The organism is Candidatus Zixiibacteriota bacterium (genome assembly GCA_040753875.1).
Taxonomy (GTDB): domain Bacteria; phylum Zixibacteria; class MSB-5A5; order GN15; family FEB-12; genus DATKJY01.
The window spans coordinates 129,913-144,566 of sequence record JBFMDV010000005.1; the positions used below are offsets into that span (position 1 = coordinate 129,913).

Genomic DNA, 14,654 nt, shown 5'->3' on the forward strand with positions numbered 1-14,654 from the left:
TCCCCACGACGCGCAACGGCAATCTTGGACGCTCGGCGACTCTATTTGGCGAACTCGGTGGCGCGAGTCTCACGTATCACCGTCACTTTGATCTGTCCGGGATACTGCATCTCCGTTTCGATCTTGGCGGCGATGTCGCTCGCCAGCACGGCGCTGGCGAGGTCATCGATCACGTCGTGCTCTACGATCACGCGGACCTCACGTCCGGCCTGGATGGCGTACGCCTTGGACACACCCTTGAAACTGTCCGCCAACTCCTCAAGCTGCTGCAGACGCTTGACGTAGGCCTCGAGCGGTTCGCGACGAGCGCCAGGACGGGCTCCGGAAATGGCGTCGGCCGCCTGGACCAGCACCGGATACGGGCTCAACATCGGCACGTCACCGTGGTGCGATTCGATGGCGTTGATCACGTACTCCGATTCCTTATATCGCCGAATGAAGTCGGCGCCGATCTGAGTGTGCGTCCCCTCCGTCTCGCGGTCGATGGCCTTGCCGACATCGTGCAGCAAGCCGCACCGTTTGGCCATTACCGCATCGAGTTCCAATTCAGCCGCCATGAGGCCGCACAGCATGGCCACTTCCTTGGAGTGAGCGAGGACATTCTGTCCGTACGAGGTCCGGTAATTCAGTTTTCCAAGCTGCTTGATAACGTCAAGGTGCAGACCGTGGATGCCGAGTTCAAAACAGGCTTGCTCCCCGGCCTCCCGCACGATCACATCCATTTCCCGCTTGGTCTTGTCGACCACTTCTTCGATACGGGTGGGATGAATGCGGCCGTCAGAAATGAGCTTTTCGAGTGACATGCGCGCGATCTCGCGGCGAACCGGGTCGTATCCGGATAGAATGACCGCCTCCGGTGTGTCATCGACGATAACATCTATGCCGGTGCAGGTTTCAAACGCCCTGATATTGCGACCTTCGCGCCCGATGATGCGCCCTTTCATCTCGTCGTTGGGCAGGTTCACCACCGAAACGGTCGACTCGACCGTGTGGTCGGCGGCGCAGCGATAAATCGACGACAGGATGATCTCCTTGGCCTCTTTTTCGGCGTTCTGCTCGGCCTGCTCGCGGATCTCCTTGATGTACGCCGCGGCCTCCATTTTGGCCTCGCTGACCATGTTCTCCATGAGCTGACGCTTGGCTTCTTCGGGGGTCATCTGGGCGATCTTCTGGAGTTTCTCATTCTGCGTGGAAATCATGCCGTCGAGCTCGGTCTCGCGGAGTGTGATCCCTTTCTCGCGAGCCTGCATTGCCTTCTCGCGGCCAACCAGGTCTCGCTCACGCGACTCGACAAAATCGAATTTCTTCTGGAGGGTGCCGTCCTTCTCGTCCAGCCGCTTTTCCAGCTTTTCGAGTTCGCGCCGCTTCTCCTCCATCTCCTTTTCGAACGTGCTCTTTATCTTCAGCCACTCTTCTCGTGCCTCGAGAGCGGCCTCCTTTTTCTTCATCTGGGCTTCTTTTTCCGCCTCCGCCCGGATGCGCTTGGCCTCAACGCGAGCGTTCGCAACACTGCGTTCGCCCACGCGATGCGCCAGCACCCAGGCGACGACGAAAGCTGCTCCACCGACGAGCAGCGCCACCACCAGCGTTATGACGAGATTGTTCACGATGTCCTCCCACCCGGGCAGTTGATCCGCCGGGTGAATCTATAATTCAAACTGGAAGGATAGGAAGGGAGCGGACGGGGTATGTCAGCCCAGATTCAATGGTTCATGCGTCAGCGCCTTGTCCAGACGCGTCAGCAGGCCGTCGATCTCGGTGTTCCGGCTATCCGTGACGGACCGCAACTGCTCGATTGTCTCATCGAGCTCCGATGCGATCGTCAATGCCGTCAATATGGCGACTTTGTCCCGGGCCTTCGATCGGCTGATCCGGGCAACCTCTCTCATCTTGGCGTCAACGTACTCGGCAACCTTGTATATGTGCGCCGGGTCGCTCACACCAGTGATAGGGTACTCTTCACCAAATATCTTTACGATAACCTTGTTTTCCACACACGAGTCAGACATAGGGCCTTTCGCTACCACACCACGGGATGTTCCTGTCCTATCCGACTATCTTACAAAATCTTATACCAATTTGGTCGTCTTATGTCAACAAAAAACTTACCGGCTGATCTGCTCCAGTTCCTGAAGATGCGAGACGAGTATTTGCAGCCGGTCCTTGATCGCCTGGGAGTGGTCATTCTGATTTACGCGGAGTCGGTTCACTTCGCCCTGCACCCGGGATAACTCATTTCGGAGCTCCAGGTTCTCCGCTTTGGCGGTGCTGTTTTCGGTGCGCAGCTTCTCGACCAGCTGGACGAGCTGGTCAACTTTTTCTTCCAGCGCCTGCAGCTTGTCAGCCATGCTTACCTTTCCCGAATCTCAGCGTTGAACTTCTTTTTCAGCTCGGCGACGATCTTCTGTTGGACGACGTCCACCTCGTCACCGGCGAGACTTCGTTCGCGGGAGCGATATGTGATCGCTATCCCCACCGACTTTTTCCCCGCCCCGATCTGTTGGCCGGTGTAGAGATCGAACATATCGACGGACTCGGCAATCTCACCGGCCATAGTTCGAACCAGGTTGAGGATCTGGCCTACCGGCACCTGCTCATCCACGATCACGGCAAGGTCGCGCGGAGCCGACGGGTACGCCGGAAGCGGCACGAACTGGCGTCGCTCGTGACTCAAATCCATCATAGCGGCAAGATTGAATTCAGCATAATACACCGTTTGCTTTATGTCAAATCGCTTGAGCGTTTCAGCGGAGATAAATCCGAGACTGCCGATCGTCGTGCTGCCAAGGGACGCTTTGAAGGACGCCGAACTCTCCAGGAACGGAACGGCAGTCAGCGCGAAGGTCATCTCCGGCCAGCCGTAATGACGCCCTATCGACGCAATCGCGCCTTGAAGATCGGCGAACTCGGCCGGGCGCGACTTGACTTTCCAGTTGCCGGGAATGTTACCGGTGGCGAGCAAAGACAAGCGGTCCTCCTCGACCCATTCCCCTTTGTCGTTGGGGGGCCAGTAGACAGCTCCAATCTCAAACAGCCGAATATCGGTAAGTCTATGGGCGATATTGTGCGATGCCGCGGTCAACGCCGTCTGGACAAGCGTGTTCCGCATGATGTCGAGTTCATCGGACACCGGGTTGACGAGCCGAACTTTCGGAAGCTCCGGATAGAGCTGTTCCGCAATCCGGCTGTCCGCCAAACCATGCCCCAGAATCTCGTCGAACCCGGCGGCAGTGAGAATGTGCCGCAAATCCGTTTCGAAGCGGTCACGCTCATGGATTGGCGTATAAAGGGGACCATTTGTTGAAACGGCGTCAGGGATGTTGGCCCAACCGATTATCCGCGCCACCTCCTCAATAAGGTCAATTTCATTTGCGATATCGGAGCGAAACGTGGGAATCGTCACCTGAAGCTGGTTCCCTTCGGCAACGGGAAGACCCAGGGCATTCAGAATACCCGCGATCTTGTCGGTCGAGATGTCCGTACCGAGTGAGGCCCGGCATCGTTCCGGTCTGAGACCGATGCACTTCGGCCGCCGCGGCTCCGGGTAGGAATCCACCATACCGGTGAGCACCTCGCCGCCACAAAGCTCTTGAAACAGGAAAGCTGCCCGGTCCATGGCATACGGGATGCCGTTCGGATCAACGCCCCGCTCGAAACGATAGGAGGACTCGGTATTGAGACCAAGCTCGCGGCGCCCCTTGCGGATTACAACAGGGTCAAAATAGGCGGCCTCAAGGAGAATCGTGGAAGTTGTGTCCTGGACTCCCGACCTGAGGCCGCCCATCACCCCTGCTGCGGCTACACCCTCCACGCCATTCGTGATCAGGAGGACATGAGAACTCAGTGTGTGGGGTTGCTCGTCGAGCGTGACAAACTTCTCGCCTTCGCGGGCCCGCCGCACGACTACAGTGTTCGAACCGAAGAGCTCCAGATCGAACGCATGGAGCGGATTGCCGGATTCGAGCATGACCAGATTCGTAATATCGACCACGTTGTTTATAGGCCGGATACCGGCCAACATGAGCTTCTTTTTCAACCACCATGGGGATGGACCGATCCTGACATTTCGTATGATCCGGGCCGCGTATCGGGGGCAACCTTTTGGGTCCTCGATCTTCACACTGACAAATTCATTGGTGCCGGTTTTGGATTCGCGCAGAGCGATTGTCGGCAACTTGAGTGATACCCCACCCAGGGCAGCCAGGTCGCGCGCGATGCCGATAGCCGAAAGGAGGTCGCCGCGATTCGGCGTGACCTCAAATCCCATGATGTAGTCATCGAGATCCAAATGCTCGATCAAGGGTTTGCCGACGGGGGCATCATTGTCGAGCACCATGATCCCCGAGTGATCGGCCGAGAGGCCAAGTTCCTTTTCAGAACAGATCATGCCCGAGGATTCGACGCCGCGGATCGTTACCTTCTTGATCTCCATATCGCCGGCGAGTCGGGCACCAACGTGGGCAAGCGGCACCTTCTGGCCGACTGCGACATTGGGCGCCCCGCAGATCACCTGTAGTCGCTCGCGACCGGTGTCGACCGTCGCTTTCTGAATCTTGGAAGCACCCGGCACCGACTCCAGCGCTGTCACTTGGCCAACTATGACATTTTTTAGATAAGCGCCTGCTGGCTCAATCGACTCGCAGGCGCAGCCGGATAGGGTGAGCCGCTCAGCCATTTCCGGTGCGGACCAATTAAGCCCGGTCAGTTCTTTCAGCCAAAGGTACGAGAGCTGCATGTTTACACGAATTGCCTGAGGAACCGAAGATTGTTATTGAAGAACAGTCGAATGTCGTTAATGCGATATTTCAGGATCGCCGGGCGTTCCACTCCCATGCCAAACGCGAAGCCCGAGTAGATCTCGGGATCGTGTCCCGCCATGCGAAGCACGTTGGGGTGGATCATCCCGCTGCCAAGGATCTCCAGCCAGCCGGCGAACTTGCAAAGCTGGCACCCCTTGCCATGACAAAGGAAGCAGGAGATGTCGACCTCCGCTGAGGGCTCCGTGAACGGAAAGAACGACGGGCGGAACCTGAGCTTGACATCAGCACCGAAAAACGCCTTGCAGAAGGCATTCAGCGTCCCCTTGAGGTCCGCTACCGATACACCCTTGTCCACCAGGAAGCCATCGACCTGATGAAAGGAAATGTGCGATCGGGTGGAGACATCTTCGTGTCGGAACGTGCGCCCCGGCATGAGGATCTTCATGGGAGGCGTGCGTCGTTCAAGCTCCCTGGCCTGGACCGGCGTGGTGTGGGTGCGGAGCAGACGTCCCCCCTCGACGAAAAATGTATCGTGCTCATCGCGGGCCGGATGGTCCGGCGCGAAGTTGAGCGCTTCAAAATTGTAGTAGTCGGTTTCGATATGCGGGCCGCGAGCGATCTCGAAGCCCATACCGTGGAAAATGTCGCAGATCTCCCCCATCACCTGATTGATGATATGTACGGCGCCGATGTATTGGCCAATGCCGGGGAGCGTGGGGTCAACTGATGGGCCAGCCGCTATCGCAAGTCTGGACGTAGTCTCTTCGATCGATTGTTCGAGCAGGGTGCGGACCCGGTTGGCTTCGGCGCCGACTGCTTTGCGCTCATCGATCGGCAACGAACCGAGCGCTTTGAGCACGGCGGTCAACTGCCCCTTTTTGCCGAGATACTGGACCGAGAGCTCCCGTAACGAATCGAGCGAACCGGCCTGTCCGATTCGCTCGAGAGCTTCCCGTTCGATCGCTCGTATGTCGTCAACCAGCGCCATACCGCGTTCAGCCGTCTACTTGCCCGAGGCGATATTGGCGAGGCTGGTGAACGTGGCCATATCACGGACGGCAATATCGGCGAGGGCTTTGCGATCCAGTTCCACCCCGGCCTTCTTGAGGCCGTGCATCAGGCTGGAATAATTGAGACCGCACAGCTTGGCGGCGGCCGAGATTCGCGCGATCCAGAGAACGCGAAATTCCCGCTTTTTGGCGCGACGGTCGCGGTAGGAATACCGCAGACCGCGGCGGACGGTCTCGAGGGCAGTCCGGTACAGACGGCTCCGCCCGCTGAAATTGCCGCGGGCTTTTTTCAGGACCTTGTTGTGGCGGCGCTTGGCCGCAACGTTGTTTTTGGCGCGAGGCATCTCTTCTGTATCTCCACTTTCTGTTTATTGTCGTGCTCAGTCGTTCGGCAGCATCCGCTTGACCCGTTTCAGGTCCGAATCGGACACCAGCGCCCCTTTGCGCAGATGGCGAATCCGCTTCGTGGACATCTTGGTCAGGATGTGCGTTTTGAAGGCGCGTTTGCGCTTGAACTTTCCGGTGGCGGTCTTCTTGAACCGCTTCGCCGCGCTGCGGCGTGTTTTGATCTTCGGCATACGATTTCCTTTATTCTCAGTTCTTCTTGCCTACGTTTGCGACAGAGTCTCGTCACCACTCTCTATTTCGATTTCGTCGACCAGCTGCTCCGGCGCGGCGGCCTCTTTCTTCTGGACCGCCTTGGATGCCTGTACCTTGCGAATGACTTCCGGCCTGGGACTGAGCACCATGCTCATGTTGTTCCCTTCCTGCTTCGGCGGCAGGTCCACCAGCGCGATATCGGCCAGGTCGGTGGTCACACGGTCGAGAATCTTGCGGCCGAATTCGGTGTGGGCCATCTCGCGTCCCCGAAAGAACACGAACACCTTCACCTTGCTCCCGGAGAGGAGGAATTCGCGTACATGCTTGGTCTTGAACAGATAGTCGTGCTCATCGATCTTGGGTCGGTACCGCATTTCCTTCAATTGGAAGGTGTGCTGTTTCTTCTTGGCCTGCTTGTCCTTCTTGGACAATTCGTACTTGTACTTTCCGAAGTCAAGGATGCGGCACACCGGCGGGCGGCTGTTCGGGGCCACCTCCACCAGATCCAGACCCAATTCCCTTGCCCGGTCCAGGGCCTCGCGAGTCGGCACGATGCCGATCTGCTCACCGGCCGGACCAATCAGTCGCACCGGCGACACGCGGATACGATCGTTGACACGTATGTCCTTAGTGGTGATACACTCCTCCTGTAACTACAGCGTCTTTCCTACGAGAGTCCTTTACCCGTAATTTCCTGTTTCAACATGCCGACAACCTCGCCAAGCGATTTCACTCCGAGGTCGCCGATACCATGCTTGCGCAACGCTATCGAACCGTTCTTCGACTCCCGTTCCCCGACAATAAACATGTAAGGGACCTTGGACATCTCGGCATCTCGTATCTTGGCGCCGATCTTCTCGGAACGGTCGTCAACAGCAGCCCGTATATCATCTTTCTTCAGAGCCTCAACCACACCACGAGCATACTCGTTGAAGCCGTCGGTGATCGGCAGCACTTTCACCTGCACCGGCGCCAGCCACAGCGGGAACGAGCCAGCATAATGCTCTATCAACACGCCAAAGAACCTCTCGATCGATCCGAGCAATGCCCGGTGAATCATGTACGGCCGCTTTTGGTGGCCGTCCTGACCGACATAGGTCAGATCGAAGCGCTCCGGCAACGAAAAGTCGAACTGGATGGTCGAGCATTGCCAGCTTCGGCCGATCGCGTCTTTGATCTTAATGTCGATCTTGGGGCCGTAGAACGCCCCGCCGCCGGCATCGACCTGATAGGCCATACCGGCCTGCTCCAGTACTTTTCGCAAACCGTCCTCAGCCTTGATCCAATCGGCCGGATCGCCGACCGCTTTCTCCGACGGTCGGGTGGAAAGATACACATCGTAATTGGTAAAGCCAAACGATTTCAGAATGTGTACACAGAAATCCAAAAGCCAGACCAGCTCGGCCTCCATCCCCTCCTGCGTCACAAAATGGTGGGCATCATCCTGGGTGAATCCGCGCACGCGCATGAGCCCATGAAGCACGCCCGCCCGCTCATAGCGGTAGACAGTACCAAGTTCCGCCCACCGAAGCGGCAGGTCGCGATAGGACCAGAGTCGTGACTTGTACATCTGAATATGGAACGGGCAATTCATCGGCTTGAGCTGATACGGCCGCTCGTCCACCATGGTTGGTGCGTACATGTTCTCGATGTAGAAACCGGTATGGCCGCTCTTGTTCCAAAGGTCCAGATTGGCGATGTGCGGCGAAAACACCAGTTCATAGCCGTTTCGCAGATGCTCTGAGCGCCAGAAATCCTCTATAATGGTCCTGATACGCGCACCTTTCGGCAGCCACAGAATCAGGCCGGCTCCCACTTCTTCGGTGATATGGTACAACTCGAGCTGTTTGCCCAGCATGCGGTGATCCCGCTTCTTGGCTTCCTCGATGCGCGCCAGGTATTCATCGAGCATCGCCTTCTTGGGAAACGAAATCCCATAAATACGCTGAAGCATCTGCTTATGCTCATCACCGCGCCAGTAGGCGCCGCTGGTCGCGGTCAGCTTGAACGCCTTCACAATCCCCGTGCGCGGGATGTGCGGTCCTCGACAGAGATCCTCGAAACGCGAATGATAATAGAACGTGACGGTATCGTCGGCTATCCCCTCAAGAAGCTCCACTTTGTACGTAGCGCCCTTGGAGCGATAGTAATCCATCGATTGCTCCCGGCTTTTCACTTCGCAACGGAAAACGGCGTCCTCGGCAATAATCTGCCCCATCCGCTCCTCTATCCGGGCCAGATCCTCCGGTGAAAACGGCTGTGGCACGTCGAAATCGTAATACCACCCTTCGTCGATGGGGGGGCCAATAGCCAGCTTGACGCCCGGAAACAGTTCCTGTACCGCCTGGGCCATAATGTGCGATGACGAGTGCCAAAACACCTGACGCCCTTCGGGTTGATCGAAAGTCAGGATCTCCACCGGAGCGCCCGCGGTGATCGGATAACTGAGGTCACGCACGACACCATCGACTTTGGCGGCAATAGCCTCTTTAGCCAACCGAGGCGAAATGGACTCGGCGATTTGGGCGCCGGTCACGCCGGAGCGGAACTCTTTGGCCGATCCGTTCGGAAATTGTATGCTCACCTGTGACATCAACTTACTTCTCTATCAAAAAAGGCGGGCGGCCGGCCGGAGTGAGACTCCATCGGCTTCCCGCAAAACTAATGGTGGGCGATACTGGAATCGAACCAGTGACCCCTTGCATGTCAAGCAAGTACTCTAACCATCTGAGCTAATCGCCCGTCCCGTATCAGGTTGTACGCCTGGCAAGGCCTGGACGCAGTCTTAAAGTTTACTTTGGATGGTCGCACTTGTCAACTGTTATTTTGCGATGCAACAGCATACTTGACTGTTGGTTCCGCCAAATGCCTGACGTCGCCTCCCCTACGTCACCGGCCGCACCTTCAGCCGATGACCGCACGCGCCGATAACAATGGTATCGGACGAGGAATGTCAGAACTGTCCATCCCCTAAAGGAGTGGACTCGCAAGTGAGATAGGAACTATGCCATCAAGCAGCGCCCAGCAGATCAGCACCATCGTTGAAATAATCCGCGCCACCAAACCAAAGTCGGTCCTCGATATCGGCATCGGGTTCGGCAAGTACGGTTTCCTGTGCCGGGAGTATCTCGAACTCTGGGACGGACGCGACCGATACAACGACTGGCAGACTCAAATCGACGGAATTGAGGCATTCGAGGAGTATGTCACGCCGCTGCATCGCCTCATCTACAGCAATATACATATCGGAGATGCGCTGGTTGCTGTCCCCCGGCTCACCACATACTACGATCTTATCCTTCTCATTGATGTCATCGAGCATTTCTCGATTGAGGACGGCCAACGCTTGTTGCGGGATTGCGCACATCGTGGGCGCGCCTGTCTCGTGTCTACGCCTCTCGAGGTTTCGGCTCAGGGGAGCGCGTTCGGCAACGCCTATGAAACGCATCGCTCGCAATGGTCACGCGATCATTTCGCCGAGTTCCCGGAGCACATCATTATTCCCAACCCGCAGTCGCTGCTCTGTTACTTGAGATTCGATGGCGCGCGCGTGGCATCCGCGTCTGCCTGAAACGGGACATACGGTCACTCCGTCACATCGCCCAAAAGAAAACGCCTCCCCATTAGGAGAGGCGCCAATCACGCACGTCGACGCGCCACGCTTAGCTGATGCCGGCCATTTTCATGAACGTCTCGGCCTTCACGTACTCCTCGCGGAGGGCCTGGCTGAAGCCTTCCAGGTCTTCGATGCCGACGCCAAGGACTTGCAGGGTCGATTGGTCCCACCCGCCCACCAGGTGCGCTTCATCCCGATCATAAAACGTCTTCTTGGCAATGTAGTTGGCCAGGTGAACGGTATGGATGAGCGGCTCAGGGGCCGGGCTCTCGGCAGGGTGATGGTGATAGGTAATAGCTTCGCCGAGCCGTGAGGGGAGCTTCCACTGGACAGCCAGCAGTGAGCCAATCTGGCAATGGGTGTAACCGAGCACTTGTTCTTCTACTTTGTAGGTCTCGGATTGATTGTCGGTAACACGAACTTCTTTGAATCGACGGTACTCTTCCGGTAGGAACGCGCACAAAATGATCTTGCCGATATCATGAAGCAGCCCGGCCGAAAAGGCAGCGTCGGGATCGACCATGGCATTGCCCTGGACCTTCCGCGCCATCAAACGACAGCAGAAAGCCGTGGCCAGCGAATGACGCCAGAATTTCTCCTCGAATTCCTGGTCGATGTTCTTCCCCTTGAACATGTCCAGCACTGACGCTGACAAGACGAGATTCTTGATTGCCTCGAGTCCGACGATGACGACCGCTTGTTTGACGGAATCAACCTCCCGTGTTAAGCCGTAGAAGGCCGAGTTAGTCAGTTTGAGCACCTTGACCGACATCGCCGGGTCCTCGGATAGTATCGATGCTATCTGGCCCGCCGACGTTCTGGGGTCATTGATGACTTTTTGGATTTGATGAAATACAATCGGTGGCGTCGGCAGATTACGAATGTTGGAAACAATCTGCTTTACCCGGTTGTCTACAGTCACCGTCGTCATAGCTCATGCACCCCGTCGTCTGTCTTATACATCATCGGCAAGATGGTCGGCAATCTGTTCCTTAATCTCGGGCCGCCCGTAATAACCTTCTTCGATACGGCGCTTCACTTCGGCGATGCGCTTGTTGCCGGCCAGATCGCGTGCCGGATTTCCGCCGTCAGCCTGGTCCTGCCCGAGGAGTTCATCGCGGGCCACCGCGGCCAATTGCGACAATCGACGGCGCGCGTCGTCTGTAATCGTCACATTGTCGCAGTGTTTTTGCGCGCCGGCAACGTTATCGCTACTGGCTGTAACGGCCGGACGATTCGGCTTCGAAGCTCCACCCGGCGTGGTCGGTCCTATCTTCATACATCACCCTCCTTACATCCTATATTAGGGCGATCGCTGTCGGCCGGCGACATCAGCCACGGCCGCAGCGCATATTATTTCCTGCCGTCGACAAATTGCGGCGACGGCTCTTCCTGTCGAAAGTACTGGAGAATTTTGTCGCTTCCGCGCAGCTCTTCCAGTTCACGGCGAATGCGGTCCTGGCGCTCCTGGACATACGCCTCGTTTTCGCTCACCAAATTGATGTTCTTCTTCACCAGCGTAGTGATACAGTTCACCATTTTCCGTACTTCGGAGCTGTCCGAAGCGGCCTGGAATACCGACGGCGTCTTACCGCGCAGCTCCACGAGCTTCTTTTCGGATTCCTTGATCCGGACATGACACCGCTCGATCTCGGCAAACAGATCAAGCAAATGCTCATCGCGGTCATACTTGATGAGGTCCCGCTGCTTGTCCAGGAGCAGATACAGGGACTGGTAAAACGAGTACTCCTCGTTCAGTAGGCGAACGAGCTCACGCTCCATTTGGCTGACATTGGTCTCTTTCATAGGTGCGCTCTCAGGCCGAGGCCTCGAATTGTCCGGCGGAAGCCATTGATTCGGAGACCGACTGTCCTTCCTCAGTTTCCGGTAACTGCCGCTTCAGACCGGCCCAGCCATCGCGAAGATTTCGCATGACGGCAACGTTCTTGTCAAGTTGTTTGAGATCGTGTGTGGCCTCTACCAGGTTGATCTGGTTGAGTGTGAAGGCATACAAGTGCCCCAGCCGGTCCGCCACTTCGCCACCCCGTTCGAAATCCAGCGTTGTGTACAGGTGCATCAGGAACCGCTTGGCCCTTTCGAGCTCCTGGTAGCCGGATTCGGTATCCTGCGTCTGGTAGCAGGTGCGGGCGCGTTCAAACGACCTCAGCGCACCGTCGTAGACCTGGATGATCAGGTCGAGTTGCGATTTTCCGAGCGTATCGATTGTCTTGTAGGTGTCGAGCTTGGTGTCCATCGCCGTTCCGTTCTTCCTATGTTACATCAACTATTGTTGCTCGAAGTCGAATTGTTATTGAACGACCAGTTGGCGCTGAGCGCATTGAGCTGTCCGGTCAGATACTGACCTTCGGTGCTGAATTGCGCCAGCGCTTCTTCCATCGCAATAAACTGCGCCAGCAGCCTCTCACGACGTGAGGCCAGCCGCTTGTCGAAATCCTCGACCCGCTCTTTCAGGTCGGCGATCTGATTTTCGTATCCGCGTATACGACGGTCGATCAATCCATCTCCGGATCTGGTAAGGCTGCTGGTGAGGTCGTACATTTTGGAGGCCACGCCTTTGGCCAGCGTGATCGAACCATCCTCCCCTGACAGCATCTGTTGCGACGTCAACGTGACTTTCAGCTTCAACCCCTCGGTGCTCGTATTGCCGGTCTTGCCCGTCAAGAGTTGGCCGATCCCCTCGGCTTCTTCGCCGTTGATGGTCCCCGCCACGTCAGTACCGGTCTGGCTGATGCCGGTGTCTAAGCCGAGGGCGCTGGTGGCACTGTTGGAAATCGCCACCGTGTTAACACGAGACGATGCGCCGTAGCTCGAACTGCGAAAATCAAGGTAACCCGTGCCAACACCGGCATCGACCCAGGTCACGACAACACCACGGCTGCCGATTGTACTGTCGGCACTTATGCGATCCTGGAGTTCCTGCACCAGCTCGCTGGTGGTGGCGTACGTTTTTTCCGCCAGCACGATTTCAGCGGAGGTTAGACCGTCGACGGTTAGCTTGAGGCGATTGTTGCTGCTGGTCAGGGTGAGCGGCGTCGAAGCCGGACTCGCCATACTGCCGCCGCGGAAGCCGCCACGGGTGGCCACCCTGGTGATGTCAACCACGTAATCCTCACCGACTTTGGTCTTGTCTGTCGAGGAGACAAATTCGATGCCGGTGTTGGTCGAGGAACCGGAACTCGTGAACAACTTTATGACATCATCGAGGTTGCTCGTAAGCGCGGAATCGAATTTGGACTGGTCGCGTATGCTCAGTTTGCCGTCGGTCCCGGAGCGAATACCCATAGCGGCCAGCTGATTGTAGTTGCCGGTGAGCCCAGCGACACGCGACCCGATGACGGCGCGCAGGGAGATTTGCATCGACTGCAGCGAATAATCGCCGAACAACACGCCCGATTCCTTGGAGTCGCTGTTGTACTTGTTCTGCTCGTTGATGTAATCAATGATATCGTTATACCGCTTGATGAATTGATTAACTTTGTCTTTCAGGCCAGAGGTGTCTACATCCGCCTGAATAGTGACGGCGGTACCCGGGTCGGAGACCTTACGCACATTCAGTGTCACGCCACCGATGACATCCTTGAATTCGTTGGTTTTCGACGAGACCGTGATGGGAGAACCGTCCCCGCCGGTGGAGCCGAGGGCGATGCGGGCATCGGCAGCCTGCTGCAAGAGCGGCGAGAATGTACCCACCTGAAATTTGTCTCCGCCGTACAGGACGCCCGAACCGAGTGATATTTTTAACCCGTCGGCGCCGGTCCCAACCAGCGCTACCTCGGTGTCGGCTTGAGTGACCAGAATGGAGCCGCTGTTGATGCCATCGCTCCAGTTGAGCGTGATATTGTTGGTTCCCACGGTCTGAGCACCGGTACCGGCAACTGTGAACGTGTAGATCTTGTTGCTGCTGCCCGTGTACGAGGCAGTGCCGCCCAGCGTGATCTGCGCCGTGGACGACGAATTGCGGATCAGCGATTCCGGACTGTCGAAGGTCGACGTGCTGAAATTCAGCCCTGTACCGCCCGTAAGACTCGCCGAGAACGTAATCGCGTTCGTTTGACCTGTTTTGTCACCGGAGAGCACCAACCGGTAGGGGTCGGAGGAGGAACCATCGTTCACGATAGACGCCGTAACGCCAACCTTGGCGTCGTTGATGGCCTTGCGAATCCCTTCGAGGGAGTTATTGGTACTGTCAACCGTTATGGTCCTGGCCGAACCGGTGCCGATCTGGATCGTGATAGTGCCGGTACCGAGCAAAGCCAGCGACTGGTCTGAAATACCCTGGCTGGCAATCTGGTGGTTACGGGCCACCGAAAGTACTTGAACATCGTACGATCCGGTGCTCACCCGACCAGTACTGGTAGCGGTCAAGACCGTGTCATCGGATACGTTCAGAGAGTAGGCTTCAAAGGAAGAGCGCTTGGTCAACTGGTTGGCCTCGGTGACCAGCGCCAGCAGCTTCGCCTGAAACGCCTTCCAGGCCGAGACGATATTCGTCTTCTCGGTCTGCTCCGCTTCCATAAGGGCGGCCGGGCGACGTTCCACCTGAATAATGGAGTCGATGATTTCGGTAGTGTTCAGGCCGGAGCTGAGTCCGTCAATTGAAGTAAGCGCAGCCATGAAACTCCTGTCAGAACCATGACATCACTGTTG

At 57.0% G+C, this 14,654-nt stretch carries 15 protein-coding genes and 1 tRNA gene; 1 reads left to right on the forward strand and 15 read right to left on the reverse strand.

Annotation, left to right across the window (positions count from 1 at the left end):
• Positions 1-41: 41 nt before the first annotated feature.
• The 10 genes from rny to AB1644_02110 all read right to left on the reverse strand — a co-directional run bounded on the left by rny (position 42) and on the right by AB1644_02110 (position 9,112).
• A complete protein-coding gene (gene rny, locus AB1644_02065; protein ID MEW6049836.1) occupies positions 42-1,607 on the reverse strand; it encodes a ribonuclease Y in 1,566 nt (521 codons plus the stop codon).
• Between the two features lie 84 nt (positions 1,608-1,691).
• Complete coding sequence (locus AB1644_02070; protein MEW6049837.1) at positions 1,692-2,009, reverse strand: cell division protein ZapA; 318 nt, start codon at positions 2,007-2,009, stop codon at positions 1,692-1,694.
• A 96-nt stretch (positions 2,010-2,105) separates the two neighbouring features.
• The gene (zapB, locus tag AB1644_02075; protein MEW6049838.1) at positions 2,106-2,348 is read right to left on the reverse strand and encodes a cell division protein ZapB; all 243 of its coding nucleotides are present in this window, start codon (positions 2,346-2,348) and stop codon (positions 2,106-2,108) included.
• 2 nt (positions 2,349-2,350) lie between these two features.
• Positions 2,351-4,735, reverse strand: a complete 2,385-nt coding sequence (gene pheT, locus AB1644_02080) for a phenylalanine--tRNA ligase subunit beta (protein ID MEW6049839.1) — start codon at positions 4,733-4,735, stop codon at positions 2,351-2,353.
• Positions 4,736-4,737: 2 nt separating this feature from the next.
• Positions 4,738-5,748, reverse strand: coding sequence for a phenylalanine--tRNA ligase subunit alpha (locus AB1644_02085; protein MEW6049840.1), 1,011 nt, complete (start codon positions 5,746-5,748; stop codon positions 4,738-4,740).
• A gap of 15 nt (positions 5,749-5,763) precedes the next feature.
• The gene (rplT, locus tag AB1644_02090) at positions 5,764-6,114 is read right to left on the reverse strand and encodes a 50S ribosomal protein L20 (protein ID MEW6049841.1); all 351 of its coding nucleotides are present in this window, start codon (positions 6,112-6,114) and stop codon (positions 5,764-5,766) included.
• 36 nt (positions 6,115-6,150) lie between these two features.
• The gene (rpmI, locus tag AB1644_02095; protein ID MEW6049842.1) at positions 6,151-6,348 is read right to left on the reverse strand and encodes a 50S ribosomal protein L35; all 198 of its coding nucleotides are present in this window, start codon (positions 6,346-6,348) and stop codon (positions 6,151-6,153) included.
• Positions 6,349-6,378: 30 nt separating this feature from the next.
• Entirely contained in the window at positions 6,379-7,008 is a 630-nt protein-coding gene (gene infC / locus AB1644_02100; protein ID MEW6049843.1) for a translation initiation factor IF-3, read from the reverse strand.
• Between the two features lie 29 nt (positions 7,009-7,037).
• Positions 7,038-8,963 carry a threonine--tRNA ligase gene (gene thrS, locus AB1644_02105; GenBank protein ID MEW6049844.1) on the reverse strand — a complete coding sequence of 642 codons (1,926 nt, stop codon included), beginning with the start codon at positions 8,961-8,963 and terminating at the stop codon, positions 7,038-7,040.
• Between the two features lie 72 nt (positions 8,964-9,035).
• Positions 9,036-9,112, reverse strand: a tRNA-Val gene (locus AB1644_02110).
• A 262-nt stretch (positions 9,113-9,374) separates the two neighbouring features.
• On the opposite strand from AB1644_02110, the gene AB1644_02115 reads away from it, so the two are divergent.
• Complete coding sequence (locus tag AB1644_02115) at positions 9,375-9,941, forward strand: class I SAM-dependent methyltransferase (GenBank protein ID MEW6049845.1); 567 nt, start codon at positions 9,375-9,377, stop codon at positions 9,939-9,941.
• A 91-nt stretch (positions 9,942-10,032) separates the two neighbouring features.
• Here AB1644_02115 and AB1644_02120 read toward each other — a convergent pair whose 3' ends face one another.
• The 5 genes from AB1644_02120 to fliD form a co-directional block, all read right to left on the reverse strand.
• Positions 10,033-10,917: an HDOD domain-containing protein gene (locus AB1644_02120; GenBank protein ID MEW6049846.1), complete on the reverse strand. Its 885-nt coding sequence runs from the start codon at positions 10,915-10,917 to the stop codon at positions 10,033-10,035.
• Between the two features lie 24 nt (positions 10,918-10,941).
• On the reverse strand, positions 10,942-11,265 hold the full coding sequence (locus tag AB1644_02125; protein ID MEW6049847.1) for a hypothetical protein: 324 nt from the start codon (positions 11,263-11,265) through the stop codon (positions 10,942-10,944).
• Positions 11,266-11,339: 74 nt separating this feature from the next.
• The gene (locus AB1644_02130) at positions 11,340-11,792 is read right to left on the reverse strand and encodes a hypothetical protein (protein MEW6049848.1); all 453 of its coding nucleotides are present in this window, start codon (positions 11,790-11,792) and stop codon (positions 11,340-11,342) included.
• Between the two features lie 10 nt (positions 11,793-11,802).
• A complete protein-coding gene (fliS, locus tag AB1644_02135) occupies positions 11,803-12,240 on the reverse strand; it encodes a flagellar export chaperone FliS (GenBank protein ID MEW6049849.1) in 438 nt (145 codons plus the stop codon).
• A 26-nt stretch (positions 12,241-12,266) separates the two neighbouring features.
• Entirely contained in the window at positions 12,267-14,621 is a 2,355-nt protein-coding gene (gene fliD, locus AB1644_02140) for a flagellar filament capping protein FliD (GenBank protein ID MEW6049850.1), read from the reverse strand.
• Between the last annotated feature and the right edge of the window lie 33 nt (positions 14,622-14,654).

Bases quoted from the DNA above. Each gene is read 5' to 3' on its own strand.
- AB1644_02070 (MEW6049837.1), bottom strand. From the start codon at position 2,009: ATGTCTGACTCGTGTGTGGAAAACAAGGTTATCGTAAAGATATTTGGT.
- zapB (MEW6049838.1), bottom strand. From the start codon at position 2,348: ATGGCTGACAAGCTGCAGGCGCTGGAAGAAAAAGTTGACCAGCTCGTC.
- pheT (MEW6049839.1), bottom strand. From the start codon at position 4,735: ATGCAGCTCTCGTACCTTTGGCTGAAAGAACTGACCGGGCTTAATTGG.
- AB1644_02085 (MEW6049840.1), bottom strand. From the start codon at position 5,748: ATGGCGCTGGTTGACGACATACGAGCGATCGAACGGGAAGCTCTCGAG.
- rplT (MEW6049841.1), bottom strand. From the start codon at position 6,114: ATGCCTCGCGCCAAAAACAACGTTGCGGCCAAGCGCCGCCACAACAAG.
- rpmI (MEW6049842.1), bottom strand. From the start codon at position 6,348: ATGCCGAAGATCAAAACACGCCGCAGCGCGGCGAAGCGGTTCAAGAAG.
- thrS (MEW6049844.1), bottom strand. From the start codon at position 8,963: ATGTCACAGGTGAGCATACAATTTCCGAACGGATCGGCCAAAGAGTTC.
- AB1644_02115 (MEW6049845.1), top strand. From the start codon at position 9,375: ATGCCATCAAGCAGCGCCCAGCAGATCAGCACCATCGTTGAAATAATC.
- AB1644_02120 (MEW6049846.1), bottom strand. From the start codon at position 10,917: ATGACGACGGTGACTGTAGACAACCGGGTAAAGCAGATTGTTTCCAAC.
- AB1644_02125 (MEW6049847.1), bottom strand. From the start codon at position 11,265: ATGAAGATAGGACCGACCACGCCGGGTGGAGCTTCGAAGCCGAATCGT.
- AB1644_02130 (MEW6049848.1), bottom strand. From the start codon at position 11,792: ATGAAAGAGACCAATGTCAGCCAAATGGAGCGTGAGCTCGTTCGCCTA.
- fliS (MEW6049849.1), bottom strand. From the start codon at position 12,240: ATGGACACCAAGCTCGACACCTACAAGACAATCGATACGCTCGGAAAA.
- fliD (MEW6049850.1), bottom strand. From the start codon at position 14,621: ATGGCTGCGCTTACTTCAATTGACGGACTCAGCTCCGGCCTGAACACT.